The organism is Pseudidiomarina sp. WS423 (assembly GCF_050750165.1).
Lineage (GTDB): Bacteria > Pseudomonadota > Gammaproteobacteria > Enterobacterales > Alteromonadaceae > Pseudidiomarina > Pseudidiomarina fusca.
Map to the genome: position 1 here is coordinate 1 of NZ_JBOJLN010000011.1, position 14,610 is coordinate 14,610.

At 49.0% G+C, this 14,610-nt stretch carries 13 protein-coding genes; 9 read left to right on the plus strand and 4 right to left on the minus strand.

Annotation, left to right across the window (positions count from 1 at the left end):
* The first annotated feature begins 183 nt into the window (after nt 1-183).
* Together ACQ661_RS09430 and ACQ661_RS09435 are read left to right on the plus strand one after the other, a co-directional pair.
* Nucleotides 184-570, plus strand: a complete 387-nt coding sequence (locus ACQ661_RS09430; protein WP_431668213.1) for a hypothetical protein — start codon at nt 184-186, stop codon at nt 568-570.
* A gap of 107 nt (nt 571-677) precedes the next feature.
* On the plus strand, nt 678-1,553 hold the full coding sequence (locus ACQ661_RS09435; protein WP_431668214.1) for a hypothetical protein: 876 nt from the start codon (nt 678-680) through the stop codon (nt 1,551-1,553).
* Nucleotides 1,554-2,269: 716 nt separating this feature from the next.
* Here ACQ661_RS09435 and ACQ661_RS09440 read toward each other — a convergent pair.
* The gene (locus ACQ661_RS09440) at nt 2,270-2,425 is read right to left on the minus strand and encodes a hypothetical protein (RefSeq protein ID WP_313933483.1); all 156 of its coding nucleotides are present in this window, start codon (nt 2,423-2,425) and stop codon (nt 2,270-2,272) included.
* A 209-nt stretch (nt 2,426-2,634) separates the two neighbouring features.
* Complete coding sequence (sugE, locus tag ACQ661_RS09445) at nt 2,635-2,952, minus strand: quaternary ammonium compound efflux SMR transporter SugE (protein WP_431668215.1); 318 nt, start codon at nt 2,950-2,952, stop codon at nt 2,635-2,637.
* A gap of 280 nt (nt 2,953-3,232) precedes the next feature.
* Between sugE and ACQ661_RS09450 the strand changes: the two genes are divergently transcribed.
* Both ACQ661_RS09450 and ACQ661_RS09455 read left to right on the plus strand, forming a co-directional pair.
* The gene (locus tag ACQ661_RS09450; RefSeq protein ID WP_431668216.1) at nt 3,233-4,459 is read left to right on the plus strand and encodes a hypothetical protein; all 1,227 of its coding nucleotides are present in this window, start codon (nt 3,233-3,235) and stop codon (nt 4,457-4,459) included.
* Nucleotides 4,460-4,463: 4 nt separating this feature from the next.
* The gene (locus tag ACQ661_RS09455; RefSeq protein ID WP_431668217.1) at nt 4,464-4,961 is read left to right on the plus strand and encodes a hypothetical protein; all 498 of its coding nucleotides are present in this window, start codon (nt 4,464-4,466) and stop codon (nt 4,959-4,961) included.
* A 26-nt stretch (nt 4,962-4,987) separates the two neighbouring features.
* On the opposite strand, the gene ACQ661_RS09460 is transcribed toward ACQ661_RS09455, so the two are convergent.
* Together ACQ661_RS09460 and ACQ661_RS09465 are read right to left on the minus strand one after the other, a co-directional pair.
* Nucleotides 4,988-6,502, minus strand: a complete 1,515-nt coding sequence (locus ACQ661_RS09460; RefSeq protein ID WP_431668218.1) for an IS1096 element passenger TnpR family protein — start codon at nt 6,500-6,502, stop codon at nt 4,988-4,990.
* Between the two features lie 148 nt (nt 6,503-6,650).
* A complete protein-coding gene (locus ACQ661_RS09465) occupies nt 6,651-7,823 on the minus strand; it encodes a porin (RefSeq protein WP_153825983.1) in 1,173 nt (390 codons plus the stop codon).
* Nucleotides 7,824-8,185: 362 nt separating this feature from the next.
* Here ACQ661_RS09465 and ACQ661_RS09470 point away from each other — a divergent pair, with 362 nt between their 5' ends.
* Genes ACQ661_RS09470 through ACQ661_RS09490 form a run of 5 tightly spaced genes read left to right on the plus strand, consistent with a single transcriptional unit; the run spans nt 8,186 to nt 14,581 of the window.
* Nucleotides 8,186-9,349, plus strand: a complete 1,164-nt coding sequence (locus ACQ661_RS09470; RefSeq protein ID WP_431668219.1) for an iron-containing alcohol dehydrogenase — start codon at nt 8,186-8,188, stop codon at nt 9,347-9,349.
* 10 nt (nt 9,350-9,359) lie between these two features.
* Nucleotides 9,360-10,703: a hypothetical protein gene (locus ACQ661_RS09475; RefSeq protein ID WP_128352372.1), complete on the plus strand. Its 1,344-nt coding sequence runs from the start codon at nt 9,360-9,362 to the stop codon at nt 10,701-10,703.
* A complete protein-coding gene (locus ACQ661_RS09480; RefSeq protein WP_431668220.1) occupies nt 10,700-12,079 on the plus strand; it encodes a sigma-54 interaction domain-containing protein in 1,380 nt (459 codons plus the stop codon). Before ACQ661_RS09475 ends, ACQ661_RS09480 begins: the two co-directional genes overlap by 4 nt.
* Entirely contained in the window at nt 12,072-13,514 is a 1,443-nt protein-coding gene (locus ACQ661_RS09485) for an NAD-dependent succinate-semialdehyde dehydrogenase (protein ID WP_431668221.1), read from the plus strand. Before ACQ661_RS09480 ends, ACQ661_RS09485 begins: the two co-directional genes overlap by 8 nt.
* Nucleotides 13,515-13,546: 32 nt before the next feature.
* Nucleotides 13,547-14,581, plus strand: coding sequence for a cyclase family protein (locus ACQ661_RS09490; RefSeq protein WP_153825978.1), 1,035 nt, complete (start codon nt 13,547-13,549; stop codon nt 14,579-14,581).
* Nucleotides 14,582-14,610 lie beyond the last annotated feature (29 nt).

Genomic DNA, 14,610 nt, shown 5'->3' on the forward strand with positions numbered 1-14,610 from the left:
AATTAAGGGGCAACTTGTTGATGATTACATTTACCATCTATGCAAATCGACTTTATAACAAGTTGCTTAATTTCGTTCTGGCCACAAACGGCGTGGCCTCCACTGGACTGCCTACGCTACGCTGCGGCAGCCAATTAGCAAAGCGTTAGCGAGCAGTAAACAAACCCACAGGAGGGGTTAAAAATGGGTGAATGGTCTGAATACTTCGAGGATTTTCCTGAAGAGAATCCTGGCAATTATGTCGGTGGAAAGTTCGACCCAGAAGGGGCCAAAAGAGTTCGGGAGGCAGAAGGGAAACGTTCAGCAGCTAGCGCAGAGATCACGCAGATGCTCGCTAATGCTTGGAAGGCAGAGAAAGAACGGTCTTTTGTTCAGGTTGATGAATGTCCGCAGTGTGGGTTGGAGGCGTTGAATATCTATAAAATCAAGGACACCTTCTATCTGAGCGAGTGTCAGGATTGCGGTATTTATGGCCAAGGTGGTAGTCACTCCGAGGCTCTAAAATCCGCTGAGGATGCTCTGGGCGATGGTCTAGATTGGAGAGATAACCCGGTGCCATGGAGTCGCTAACAAGGCCAGGCACGGCGACGCCTACTACATTGCGGCTTCGCCTCCATTCCGTAGCCGCGCATGCTGGCTGGCGTTAGAAGCTTTAAGCCTGTGGGTGAGGAGTTGAAATGAAAGAAAACGAATTCGAGATAAAAATAGACTTCAGGCCAGGAGAGGGCGACCCCGCAAGAATATTCAAGGCCATGTCTGGTCTTATTGACTCTTTTCAATCCTTAGATTCCCATTTGGCATCTTCGTTTGATGTAGCTCTAGATGCATCATTGGTTTTGGATAATATTTCCGCTGGCTCCATAAAGGCAAAGTTCAGAGATCTCATTGAAGGCCTTCCTGACGAGGCATTGAAAGAAGCTGAGTGGAAGAAAATATTAGGTCATTTTTTGCTCAAAGCGAAGTATGCAATTCTGGAGTGGCTAAAAGATAAAAAGGAAATATCCCACCGTGATGATGTTAGGGTTCTAGAACGAGAGCTTGTTAGAATTGCAGAAGAGACAGATTTGAAGCAGCTGCCTGCCTATAAATCACCATCTGCTAAGGTTCTGCTTTCAGACATACTTGGTGTGCAAGAAAGCTTGTCGTATCTATCTGAGGGGGACTCAGCCACTTATCGGTACGGTGAAAATGTAGTTAATTTCAACCGTGAGCTTCAGATTTCTAATGAAATTGTTAGAGATGTCTTAACCAAAGAGGTGGTTCAGTCTTCAGGCAAGGGCGTAGTAAAAGTGAAAAAGCCTGATTATCTTGGCCAGTCCATGTGGGGCTTGCAGTATGACGGTCGTTCAATTGATGCAAAAATTACAGATGCTGATTGGCTTTTTTTGTTTCAAGGTCGGAAGCTAGACGTTAAGCCTGGGGACTCACTACGAGTGATGCTTTACGAGGAAATATCATATGGATATGAAGGTGAAATTGTGCACCGCCATTATGAAGTCGAAAAGGTTTATGAAATCATTAAGCCGCCCAAGCAAGGGAATATCAGCTTCTAAAAATGCCAGCACTCAAGGGGATACAACGATGAAGCACACTCAAGAAGAAATAAACGAAATCTGGAATAACGTAAAGGCTGACAAGTATGCAGGGGCTTCAGCTCAGCACCAACCAGTGATATGCAGTGACGATGATGCGGAGCAGTGTATTAGCATCCCCAATTCAGCGGGGACTGACCGAGAGCTTTATTCGCGTAAAAACGAAGACGAAGAGTGGAAGGTCGTCGCATATGTAGGCGAGCGAACATCTTGATGCCGGAGCTAAGTGTTAACAAGGCCAATCACTGCGGAGATATTGCATGCCCTATGACGACTTGCTTGCCCAAGAAGGTTATCAGTCATTCAATTGAGCTGCATATGAGCATTCAGAACGCTGAGAACGTGGTCCTCGTCATTTAACCCCATCTAGTTTGCCGTTTATCCATGGTTCAACGATGTTGATGTGGATGTGGTTTAGGTACGACCGCCACTTTTTGTGGCTATGAGCTTCTGGGCCAACTACGGTTAGCAGCAAATAGCTTTCCTCGACATTGTCATATGCATAAAGTAGCCAGTAATCGTTGTGTTCTTCATGTATTGAGTTGGTTCTGTAATGAACTTCAGTAATTTTTGACGAGCGTTTCCGAGTATCAGCGTCTTGTGCGAGATGGATGTGTTAAACAACTCGACCCAAGAGTCGAGTTGCCTAAAATAAGGACTTGTGAAAAAACGCACGATTAACGTAGCGCTTTCTTAATACTCGCCTTATTGGTTGGCAGTTTGCCATGTTTGAGAAAGTACTGAAACTGGGTGTTACCTGAAGCTGCTGCTTTGGTTACATCTTTACAGGTTGCCAGTTTACACACTTCCTTATGTTCATTGGTTAACATCATCAATGCTCCGATTTGTATCTAACGTCCTGTTAAAATATCGATGAAATTTTACACAGTCATTTGGGTTATAGCAAATTGCTGAATCTCATTGATGAATCATCGCAGCGTGAGAAGTCCTTAGGCTATTTGCCTTCATCGCCGGTCATCAAAGGCGCAGGAGGAGTGGCCTGTTCCGTTCCGTTAAGGCCGCTACTTCCTGCTGTTAATTTTTACGCGCTAGATAGCTTCATTAATATCAGCCCTGAAACAATGAGGATTGCCGCAATGATTCTCGCTGCGTTGACGGGTTCGCCCAAAAAGGCAATACCGACAAGAAAAGCTCCTACAGCCCCTATCCCTGTCCAAATCGTGTAGGCCGTTCCAAGCGGAATGGTTCGCATGGCAACGGCTAGCAGCCCGAAGCTGGCCACCATTGCAACAATCGTAATGACTGATGGCATGAGCCTACTAAAGCCATGAGACTGCTTCATTGTGTAAGCCCACACAATCTCAAGTACACCGGCAATGAGAAGATAGATCCAAGGCATTGACCCCTCCGAAATATAAAGGTGCTAGGTCGTCCTAGTCATTTATTCCCAAGGCGGGGGAGGTCGTCCTCCTTTGAAGAAAGAGTATTTTATCTTGCGAAAGACAGCCTAACAACCATTGATGGTATGTAAGACGAATATGCTGACACGAATTAGCGCCTTCTCCTCTTTATAATCATCTCAAATATGCCCATAATGAACTTCATCTGATAGTGTCAGAGCTTAAATGCATCGATTTTAAATAATCAAACCTTACCTCTGAAATAAAGCGAATGTAAAAATGACGAGCTTACGGATTAGAAATGTCGGACCAATAAAAGCTGGAGTAGAAAATGGTGCCGCAATCAAGTTTGACGGCGTTACTTTATTTACTGGCACCCAAGGATCTGGGAAAAGTACAGTTGCAAAGCTTTATTCGTCGCTTGCATGGCTCGAGAAATCTTTACAACGGGGTGATCTAGAAATTCATGAAACTCTTGATTACGAGTATTTCATGAATGAAGTTGTCTCATTTCATGGTTTACAGAGTTATTTCAGTGAACAGTCTTATGTGGAGTACGAAGGGCAGGCCTTTCGCTTTCTTTTATTGAATAAAACTTTTACTTCAGAACGTCTAACTGATGCCCCTTATGATTCACCGAAAATAATGTACGTTCCAGCTGAGCGGAATTTTCTTGCTGCAATTGATAGGCCGGAATTGATTTCTAAGCTACCTAAAGCGCTAAAGGCCTTTTTATCAGAGTATGTTGAAGCCAAAGAGCATTATGCTAATGAAGCGCTACCGCTATCGCTAGGGAATGCAGTGTTTGCTTATGAGAGTAAGAGTAAGCAGTCTTTTATCACTGGGGCAAGCTTCCGAGTTAATTTATTGCATGCTTCAAGCGGATATCAAAGTTATGTGCCATTAGTGATAGTGACTAAATATTTATCACAATTTGTGCTCAAATCCGATAAGGTCAAACAGAGAGATCTCAGTGTGGCTTTGGAGAAACGCTTAAACAAAGAGCTTATTAAGTTGTTCGAAGCGACCATTGAAAAAGGTGAGGAATTAGGAAGTATCCATAGCGCTTTTGATGCACTTGTTCGTCGTTACACCTATAACTCTTTTGTCAATATTGTCGAAGAACCAGAGCAGAATCTGTTTCCAACATCGCAGAAACAAGCACTTTTTGAGGTATTGCGAGCGGTAAAAGATAAGGCGGGCAACAGACTTGTCATCACTACACATAGCCCGTTTATCATCAGTTATTTAAATATTGCAATACAAGCCTTTGATGTATATGAAAGATTCAATAACAAACAATTGAAGAATATTGATGCGATACGAGACATTTGTCCGGAAGCATCAAGTATTGATCCGAGCACAACTAATGTTTATGCGTTTTGTGAGAATGGCAGTATTGAAGTAGTCGAAAGGTACAATGGGTTGGTTGCCGACGATAACCAACTTAATAATGAGCTGGAAGAAACGAATCAGCTTTTTTCTGAACTATTGTGGATGGAGTGATCCGATGAATTTACTCAAGGATGAGTGTAAAAGTAGTCTCACAGACTTGTTATTTGGAATATGTGACGATGATGATGACAATCCTGCATATTTGAATACCGATTCAACCGACAAAGTAAAGTGGATTGCAACGGTAACTAATCCTCAATGCTTAGATATCGCATTTTGGGCTATCGATAATTGTGTTGATTGCTCAGACGAACAAGGCAATCAGGTGACCCGGTGTGATGGTATTTTGCATTATCGCGACATCTATCATTTTGTTGAGCTTAAAGCTCGAAAAAAGGGTAGCTGGATGTCAAAAGGCTTTAAGCAGCTTCGCGCGACAATTTATCTTTTCATTGAGTCTCAAAATGGACAAGTCGACAGGAAAAAAATCATCGCACAGTTGAGTAACTCTTTGAAGCCATACACGCATGTTATTAAACAACAACAGCTAGCTTTATTTAAAGATGAAGTTGGAATTAAAAACGTCAAACTCAACCCGCTGATTAGTATTTAAACCGATGCCACTTTAGATACCTCACATCATGGCGCCAGCAAGCTGCGGCCAAGATCGGTAACTGTGACTTGGTAGGCTTGGGTGTCGAAGCGGCGGTAGTCGTTGGTGGCTTGGTGTTGCCAGATGCCGAAGATGCCGAACAACGTGAGGTAGCGATAGGCAAAGTAGAATTGTCGTTCGCTATGATCGCTATCATCTCGCCACGCGCTAGCCGGGATCGGCTCTTCGTTAAGCGCGGGTATTAAGGTGCTGGTCATGTCGTACAGCATGTTAACCGGAAACTCGTGCTGCGGCAGATAGTGGCTGATGGCAAGCACCGAAGGAGCTACGGCACGTTGCAGTGGACACACCTGGTCACCGAACACAAAACCCCAATGAAACGTGGTTAAGCAGGCTTTTAATAGTTCGTGATAAATCTCGCCCAGCGCTTGGCTAGCTATTAGTTTTTTGCCTTTCGCGGTGATGGTTAAACTGGTTTTGTTGGCTTTAACTAAGCTACTCTGCGCCATAATGTGTCGAGCAGCAGCAACCATGGTGACTTTTGATTCTGAGTTAGGTACTTCGTATTGCTGTTTGCCAATGCACGGAGTGTCGGGGCTATTGAGCTCAGTCCACATATGTTTGACCCAAGCTACCGGCAGATAGCCTGCAGCCGTGAGCTTAATGGGCTTGTCGCACATGGTTTGCAGTAGCGGCAGCAGAGCTTTCATAATCGGCGCCTCAGCGACCAGCTCGTTAGGTGGCGGGGCAAGGTGCATCGGCGTGTGCGTAAATGGCTTGTTGATAAACTCGTTCACATGCTGATAACGCTGCTGCGCATGCATGTTCGCGATAATTTGTTGTAACAGTATTTGGGCTGCTTGCTTTTGCATGTCCAGCTTCAGCTCAGCAAATGCTTGCTGCTGCTCGGGCGTGAGTTCATCCTCGTTAAACTCTTCGGCTTCATCGGCCGCTATAAAGGCTGCTAACGCCTCTTCGTCAGTCTCATCTAGTGCATCTTGGTCACCCATTACAAATGCAAAAGCACGGTCGTGGTCGTGGGCTTGTTGTTCTGTTAGTTCGATAAACTGATCGAGGCGCTGCTGGATCTGCGCTAGGTTCGGCTTGTTGCTGGAACGCTCGGGCATATGTGCAACGCCGCCGCTATCTTCTGCTGGGCAAGCACCTACCGCAGCGATGATTTTAACCGAGCTGTGCCGAGGCTGAATGCTGCTGCCTCCATGAGTCACCGTATGACGCCAGTCATCGCCAAAATCATAAACGTAAAGCAGGCTATCGCCTTTGCGTGGCAGCTGGGCGACTAGCTTGGCACCTATTTCAGGTTGCTCGTTATCAAAAGGAACATCAAAAGGGTCATCGTTATTCGAGAAGAAGCCTGCTGCAGTTTTGAACATATGCAGATGGGAATTGGTCCACCCCATTGCTAGCTGAATGTAGTAATGCAGCCGGTATAAATCGATTTTAGCTGGCACCAACAGCTGGCGCGACACTTGGTAAGGGGCATCTTCAAGATTAATGTTGAGTGTGATGTATTTGGCCATGGATAGTGCTCGCTGCGGGGTGGTGGTGGGTAGGATAGCAGAAGTTTGCGAGCATCGGGAGGGGCTTTGAGGAACTTGCGGCCCCAGCTCCGTAGCTGGGGCCGCAGGTGGCTCCGGAGCGGGGTCCGGAGGTGGGTCTGCAAGTTCCTCAAAAGCTGAGGGCGAGGCCGACGCTGATGGCGGTGTTTTCGATGCTGTCGCCGGCGTGGCTTTCGGCATCCATGCGAGAGACTTCACCAGAGATGGTGAACATGCTCCAGAGGGTGTGCCAGACGCCGATGCTGGCTTTGCTTTGTTGTTCTACTTGCGCCAAGGTATCAACGCCAGCGAGGTCGACTTGTGAGACGCCGTAGTTGATGCCAAATTTGGTGGCTCCTATGGTGTGGGTGGCTTGGGCTAACCAGCCCGAGCTATCGCGTGGAGCGCCATTGCTATCGGCTGCATCAATCAAAAGTCCGTAATAGCCAAAACCTTGACCGTCGAACGCTGATGCCATGAAGCGGGTATCGCCCAACTGCAGCGCCGCAGTGATATCGATGCCACGGGCACTGTAGCTGCCGCTTGGGGTGCTAACATCTTGGTTGTAGAAGGTGCTAGAGACAAACCCTTGCTCGTAGTTGTAGCGCAATCGACCATGAATACCTGGCCGTTCAGAGCCTGAGTCGCCGACATAGCCGTTACCGCCGAAACTGACTGGATCTAACGGCTGAAAAATACCGATATCGGCCTGCCATTGCTCGCCAAACTGACGGCTGTATGTGATTTGTGACAGCCTATCTGCAAATACGTAGCCGTAGCCAGCCGCACCTAGAGTGGTGTTCAGAGGACTACGAATGGACGCTGGTGCGCCAACCCCGCCTAATGCCATATCTTCTAGTACTACATCGATACCGAATACGCCGTAATCACGACCCACTTTGATGGTTCCTAGTTCTGCGTTGCCTACCGTAAAGAAGGCGCGATAAGCACGGTTGTCGCCGTTGCCGTTAAAAGCGCTGTTATCGGTGGTGCCGGGCTCGATGGCGATCACTGCTTTGATATCAAAGCCTTCGCGTTGGGTGCTGGCGGAGAATTGGAAACTAGCGGGGCTGTAGCCGTTGGATACCGAGGTAGCATCTTCGCCGGTACAGAGCAGGGCATTGCCTGCAACGACGGCCCCGGAGTCATCGCAATCGGCGAATACTGCATGGGCGTTCACATAACCGTGAAAGCCAAAATCCCAAACGGGCTCGCTGCTGCTGTTGGCATAGGCTGGAGCGGTGCCCAGTAACAGAGCGCTCATTACTGCTGGAAGATAAAGCCGTGTTGTTTTGTCAGTCATAACCATTGCCTCTTGTTGTTATTATCGTTGGTGACAGCTCTCAGAATGAGATGATGCTGATGTGGGTGATAGGTGCAATGGCTGTGCCAAGTCGGTAGCTATTTATAACTATATGTTTTTAAAGCCATTTATTTTTTGAGATACAAACAATCTTGATGACAATTATCATCATTGGGTGTAGTTTGATGATAATTGTCATCAACAAGATGGGCGAGACTCTTAGGCTTGAAACAAAAAAACATTTAAAAACATGGTGTTATAAATATTGTAAAAGTTGGTACGTCGTTTGCATCTATGTTTGTCATCCAAGGTACCGACTATCGAACGCCAATAACAAGAACAAGAACAACGAGAGGAAGATCATGAGTACTTCAACGGTTCAAACCTTTAAAACCGCTCGACGGTTGCTAACTGGCGCCCATGCTAGTCATCAGTTGGCGCACGAGATGCAACTGCTTGCTATGCAGCGCCCGTTATTGGTGAGTGATCGCGGGGTGAGTGAGGCGGGCATTATCGCTACGGTTACCGCCCAGTTAAACCAAGCTGGTGTGCATCAAGTGACTGTCTTTGATGCGATTTCAGCTGAACCTGAGATGGCGGTGGTTGAAGCCTGTCGCGAGCTGTTTATGGCAGAAGGTTGCGATGGCATTGTGGCGATTGGTGGCGGTAGTGCCATGGATACGGCCAAGGCCGTGGCGGTTTACGCTGGTGATACGCGCCCGTTAGCGGAGCTGTTCGGTGAAGACCAAGTGAAACCTCGGCAATACCCGCTGATTTGTTTACCTACTACCGCAGGTACCGGCTCAGAAGTCACCAACATTTCTATTTTGGCTGACACCCAAGCCCAGTTAAAAAAGGGCATTGTGAGTAATGAGATGTTGCCTGATGTGGCCATTGTGGCGCCAGAGCTCACCTTGAGCTGTCCGCCAGGTGTTACTGCGGCCAGCGGTATTGATGCGTTGGTGCATGCCGTAGAAAGTTACCTTTCAAGATTTGCGACGGCGTTAACCGAGCCCTATTCGTTGGCGGCTATCCGTAAAATCAAAGCCAGTTTGGTGCAGGCTTATCAAGAGCCTGACAACATGGTCGCCCGCGAAGAAATGGCCACCGCCAGTTTGATGGCTGGGCTGGCTTTTGGTAATGCTGGGGTGGGTGCTGTTCATGCTTTGGCGTACCCGCTAGGAGGTCGTTATCATTTGTCACACGGTATGAGCAATGCGGTGATGTTGGTGCCAGTGATGCGTTGGAACCAAGCGGCTTGTCCTGAGCGCTTTGTCGAATTAGCCAAAGCTTTTGGTGCGGCGGATAGTATCAGCGTAGAAGCGGCTGGGAATTATGTCTTACAGCAAATGCAGGCGTTGTGTGCGGCGGTCAATATTCCGGCGCAACTGCGCGAGTTTGACATCCCTGAGTCGGCCTTACCTGAGCTTGCGGAAGCCGCAAGTGGGGTCACTCGGCTATTGCGCAATAATCCACGCGAGCTCTCGGTGCAAGATATCGAAGCCATTTATCGCGAAGCCTACTAAGGAGCCTCTGATGTCGTTATGGAAACAACGCGTTAGCGGCGCTGAAGCACCGTTTTTTGCCCTTGGTCCGTTTAAAGTGCGGTTGCCGTTTGTGCATTATCGCTTTGAATGGCCGGACTATTTTCAAGGGCTGTTGATGTGTGCGGTTGACCTTGCCGCCATCTCATTAATGACCGAACTGCTGGGCATGCCGTTCGAGGCGGCGTTAGCGATTGTGGTGCTCAATGGTTTGTTCTATTTACTGCACCATTTGCTTGGTGATCCTGTGGTCCCTGGGTGGATAACCCCAGCGATTCCGTTACTGATGATGTATGTGTCGATGTTCCCGGAAGGTGAGGCGCGCGTGCATGCATTGATTGCGTTTCAGATGTTGCTGGGGTTGTTTGCTATTTTGCTGGGCGCCTCGGGCGCTGCTAAGCGGGTAGTGCAGTTGATACCCAGTGCCATCAAAGCCGGCATTATTATGGGGGCTGGGCTAGCAGCGGTTGCTGTGGTGTTTGACGATGGTGGGCGCTTTGAAAGTTATCCATTTACCATTTCTATTGCGGTGGGTATTGCCTTTTATCTGATCTTTTCTAAGCATTTTGCAGCCTTGCAAGATCGTCATTGGGTGTTTGCGGCGTTAGGTAAGCTAGGTATTTTCCCGATTATTGCCTTGGCGATTGTACTGGCCCCGCTGTTTTCAGAAGCGCCTTGGCCGCAGTTGGAGTGGGGGTTCACCTCGCCTGATTTTGCCACCATGTTTAGTCAATACACCTTGTTCGGAGTGGGTTTTCCGCCTTGGAGTATGTACTTGAGTGCGATTCCGACGGTGCTTGCGGCGTACATTGTGTTGTTTGGTGATGTGTTGCAAAGCAAGGCTATCTTGGATGAAGCAGACGAGGTGCGCCAAGATGAGAAAATTGATTACGACCCTAATCGTGCGCATTTGATCTTTGGTGCGCGCAACCTCGGCATGAGCGTGATCGGACCCGATGTGACTATGTGCGGACCCTTGTGGGCGGCCATGCATGTGGTGATTGTGGAGCGCTTCAAAAAGGGGCGGCAAGCGATGGACTCGATTTTTGGTGGCGCCGGCTCGTTTCGTTGGGGCACCAATACCGGCTTGTTGTTGTTGCCGGTGGTGAGTTTGGTGCAGCCGATTTTGGGGATCGCTTTAGCGCTCACTCTGCTTATTCAAGGCTATGTGAGCGTGCGTATTGGCATTCAAGAGGCACGCTCCGAGCGTGATTTAGGGATTGCTGGGGTGATTGCTGCCATTTTGGTGGTGAAAGGTGCTACTTGGGCCTTTGCAGCCGGGCTGTTGCTGTGCTTTTTAGTGTACGGCTGGCGCCTAAGGGAGCAACGCGCATGATGTCCGGCGATAATTTACAGCGAGTGATTGATGCGTTAAGTGATGGTGTCTATATCACCGATGGTCATGGCGTGACGGTCACTGTGAATAAGGCGTACGAGCGTATTACCCGCATCCCACGTAGTGCGCTCGTGGGCTTACACATGTCTGAAGTGGTACAGCGAGGCTACATCTCGCGTTCGGTGTCGTTGGAGGTGTTGAAAGAGCAAGGTCCGGTCACGCTCACTCAGACCATTGGCAATGATCATAAGATTTTAGTCTCGGGTACGCCCATGTTCGACCCGCAAGGGCGACTTGAATACATAGTTACGACCGTGCGTGACGTTACCGAGTTGCTGCAGGCCAAACGCGCCGAAGAACAGTTGGAGCAGATCTTACATGTGCGTGACCATTATGGTGCGCACGAGGCCAACGATGCGGTGATTATCAGTCGGGCAACTCAGCGTTGCTACGATCTCGCTAAACGAGTTGCGCCCACCGCCGCCAAGGTTCTGATTCAGGGTGAAACCGGCACTGGTAAGACGTTACTGGCGCGCACCATTCATGATTACAGCGCCGTGGCGCAAGGGCCCTTTATTGAGTTGAATTGTGCTGCCATGCCAGAGAGTCTGTTAGAAGCAGAATTGTTCGGCTATGTGCCGGGGGCCTTTACTGGGGCTGCTCAGAAAGGCAAGACGGGGCTGTTGGAGGCCGCTAATAACGGCACTTTATTTCTTGATGAGATTGGCGATTTGCCGCTGAGCTTGCAAGCCAAACTGCTCAAAGTGATTGCTGAAAACCGGTTTATTCCGGTTGGTGGTATTCAATTCAAAAATACCAATTTCAGGTTGATTTCTGCAACCCACCATAACTTGCATGAATTGGTGGCACAGCGCCAATTCCGTGAAGATTTGTTGTATCGCTTGAGTGTGGTGCCACTGGAATTGCCACCGCTGCGCGAGCGGGCTGAAGAAGTTGAAGCCTTGCTGCAGCATTATCTAAGCCATTTTAATGCTAAGTACGAGTTTGACTGTCGTTGGCACAGCGATGTGATTGCTCGGTTACAACGCTATCACTGGCCGGGCAACATTCGCGAGTTGATCAACCTGACCGAGCGATTGGTGGTGACTGCAGAGCAATCTCTGATTACCACAGCGCAACTGCCACGCGAAATGCGAGTAGATACAGGTTTTACGGCCCTTGGTATGAGTTTAAAAGAACAAGTAGAAGGTTTAGAGCGCGAGCTGATTGAGCAGGCCCTGGCCATGTACGGCACTACCCGCCAAGCGGCGGCAGCGCTGGGCATTGATCAATCTACTTTGGTGAAAAAGCAACAACGCTGGCGGGCCCAGCAAGCTGAGGAAAACCGCAATACAGTGGAGTTTAAAGATGTTTAAGAACGACGTGATTGAGTTACGCCAGCAGGCATTAGTGAATGGCCAGTGGCTTGATGCCGATGCGGTAGAGGGGGTCGTCAACCCAGCAACAGGAGAGCGCTTAGGCACGGTGCCACAACTCAGTGGCGCGCAAGTTGATGCCTGTATTGCTGCTGCCGAACAAGCCTATTACCTGTGGCGGGAGGTACCGGTTCGTGAGCGTTGTGCGCTATTGCTGGCTTGGTATGAGTTGATTATGGCTGAGCGCGAGCGCTTGGCGCGGATTTTGACGCTGGAGCAGGGTAAGCCGTTGGCTGAAGCGCTCGGTGAGATAACTTATGCTGCGAGCTACATTCAATGGTTTGCGCAGCCGAGCCTGCTTGATGGTGGGGCGACCTTGCCCTACGGCGAAACCCCATTATCAATGTTGGTCGTTAAAGAGCCGGTAGGGGTGTGTGCGGCCATTACCCCATGGAATTTTCCGGCGGCGATGATCACTCGGAAGGTAGCGCCGGCCTTAGCTGCGGGCTGCACCATGATTGTTAAACCAGCGCCGGACACACCTTTTACAGCATTGGCTTTGGCTGAACTCGCCCAACGCGCGGGGCTACCAGCTGGGGTGCTGAATGTGATCACCGGCGATGCACAGCAGGTAGGAGCTCAATTAACGGCTTCCAAGCAGGTTCGTAAGTTGAGTTTTACTGGCTCGACTGCGGTGGGGCGTTTGTTGATGGCTCAATGTGCTCCAACCTTGAAGCGACTGTCGTTAGAACTGGGTGGTAATGCTCCTTTTATTGTTTGCGCCGATGCGGATATTGAGGCTGCGGTGAATGGAGCTATTGCGGCTAAGTTTCGTAATGCTGGGCAAACCTGCGTGTGCGCCAATGCCCTGTTTGTTGCCGATGAAGTGTATCAGCCATTTGCTGAACGCTTAGTTGAGAAGGTGCAGCAGTTGCGCTTGGGCTGTGGCGATCAGACTGATGTCACGATTGGGCCGTTAATCAACCGGGCGGCCCTGCATAAAGTAGAAAAGCTGTTGTTAGATGCGCTCACCAAAGGGGCCAAGCTGTTATGCGGTGGTAAACGTTGGCAGAGCGATGCTAATTGGTTTTTACCCACGGTATTGGCTGACGCCAGTTTTGCTATGGAGTGCGTGCAAGAGGAGATTTTTGGGCCGGTAGCACCTTTGGTGCGCTTTACTGACGAGACCCAATTAATTCAGCAGTTACGCCAGCAAGAGGCAGGCTTGGCTGCCTATGTCTACAGCCAAGATTTAAAACGAATTCAACGCTTTGCACGAGAGCTTGAGGTAGGCATGGTGGGTGTCAACACGGGCCTTATCTCAGATGCTGCGGTGCCATTTGGCGGAGTCAAAGCGTCGGGTATGGGTCGTGAAGGCGGCCGTCAAGGGATCGAGGAATACCTCGAAACCAAATACATTAAATTGAGTTACTAAGTTTTATTCCAATAACAATAAGGACTTACATTATGAAAACAACAAAGAAAGTACTACCAGTAGCGATTGCAGCCATGCTGATGGGATTATCAACAGCAGCTCTGGCACAACAAACACCGATTGAGAAATTACAGGCCGATATGCCGAAGAACTGGGGCAAATGGGGAGATGACGACCAAATTGGTGCGCTGAATTACCTTGATGACGCGCAGGCGATGCGTGGGGTAAAAGCTGTGAAGCAAGGTAAGACATTTACTTTACAGTTGCCGATGATTCATGGCGTGGGACCGGTCTTTCCTGGTCGAGTGCCGGCCATGCACTATATGACTCAAGATGAGAGCATGTACGACACCGGTAAGTTGGAAAAACTGGCGGGTGGCGTGAAGTATTCTGATGATGCGGTATTTATGTATCTGCAAGGAACCACGCACATGGATGCGTTAGGCCACGCTTGGTACGGTGACCAAGTTTACGGTGGGGTGAGCGCTGATAGTACGGTGCATGGGCATGACCATGTGGATATTGGTAGCTTGGCGAGTCACGGTATTGTGGGACGCGGGGTGTTGTTGGATGTTGGTTTGCGTAAAGGCGGTGACGCCGGGCGTTTGCCACCTAGCAGTTGCGTGACTTTGCAAGATCTGAAAGAGACAGCAAAGGCCCAAGGCGTAACGCTTCAGAAGCGTGATATTTTGCTGATTCGTACGGGCTCCGTTGGCCGTTTTTATAGCGATGCGCCAGATGCGCCATGGAGCGCTACCACTGAGCCAGGTTTGTGCTACAGCAAAGAGTTGGTGCGCTGGATTGATCAGATGGAAATTCCGGTGATTGCGGCGGATAACTTAGCGGTTGAATTGGTACCACAAAAGATTGAGGGTGACGATTACGTGATCCCTTTACATGGTGCGCTTATTCGTGATTTAGGTGTGGTGCTGAGTGAGTTGTATTGGCTGGACGATTTGGCCGCGGATAGCGCCAAAGATGGTCAGTATACCTTTATGTTCACCGCGGCGCCGCTGAAAATGGAACGCGGCTCAGGCTCGCCGATTAACCCGATTGTGATTAAGTAGGCTTGTTGCTCTTTTCTGTCTGCAGGGAC

Bases quoted from the DNA above. Each gene is read 5' to 3' on its own strand.
- ACQ661_RS09430 (WP_431668213.1), top strand. From the start codon at position 184: ATGGGTGAATGGTCTGAATACTTCGAGGATTTTCCTGAAGAGAATCCT.
- ACQ661_RS09435 (WP_431668214.1), top strand. From the start codon at position 678: ATGAAAGAAAACGAATTCGAGATAAAAATAGACTTCAGGCCAGGAGAG.
- ACQ661_RS09440 (WP_313933483.1), bottom strand. From the start codon at position 2,425: ATGATGTTAACCAATGAACATAAGGAAGTGTGTAAACTGGCAACCTGT.
- sugE (WP_431668215.1), bottom strand. From the start codon at position 2,952: ATGCCTTGGATCTATCTTCTCATTGCCGGTGTACTTGAGATTGTGTGG.
- ACQ661_RS09450 (WP_431668216.1), top strand. From the start codon at position 3,233: ATGACGAGCTTACGGATTAGAAATGTCGGACCAATAAAAGCTGGAGTA.
- ACQ661_RS09455 (WP_431668217.1), top strand. From the start codon at position 4,464: ATGAATTTACTCAAGGATGAGTGTAAAAGTAGTCTCACAGACTTGTTA.
- ACQ661_RS09460 (WP_431668218.1), bottom strand. From the start codon at position 6,502: ATGGCCAAATACATCACACTCAACATTAATCTTGAAGATGCCCCTTAC.
- ACQ661_RS09465 (WP_153825983.1), bottom strand. From the start codon at position 7,823: ATGACTGACAAAACAACACGGCTTTATCTTCCAGCAGTAATGAGCGCT.
- ACQ661_RS09470 (WP_431668219.1), top strand. From the start codon at position 8,186: ATGAGTACTTCAACGGTTCAAACCTTTAAAACCGCTCGACGGTTGCTA.
- ACQ661_RS09475 (WP_128352372.1), top strand. From the start codon at position 9,360: ATGTCGTTATGGAAACAACGCGTTAGCGGCGCTGAAGCACCGTTTTTT.
- ACQ661_RS09480 (WP_431668220.1), top strand. From the start codon at position 10,700: ATGATGTCCGGCGATAATTTACAGCGAGTGATTGATGCGTTAAGTGAT.
- ACQ661_RS09485 (WP_431668221.1), top strand. From the start codon at position 12,072: ATGTTTAAGAACGACGTGATTGAGTTACGCCAGCAGGCATTAGTGAAT.
- ACQ661_RS09490 (WP_153825978.1), top strand. From the start codon at position 13,547: ATGAAAACAACAAAGAAAGTACTACCAGTAGCGATTGCAGCCATGCTG.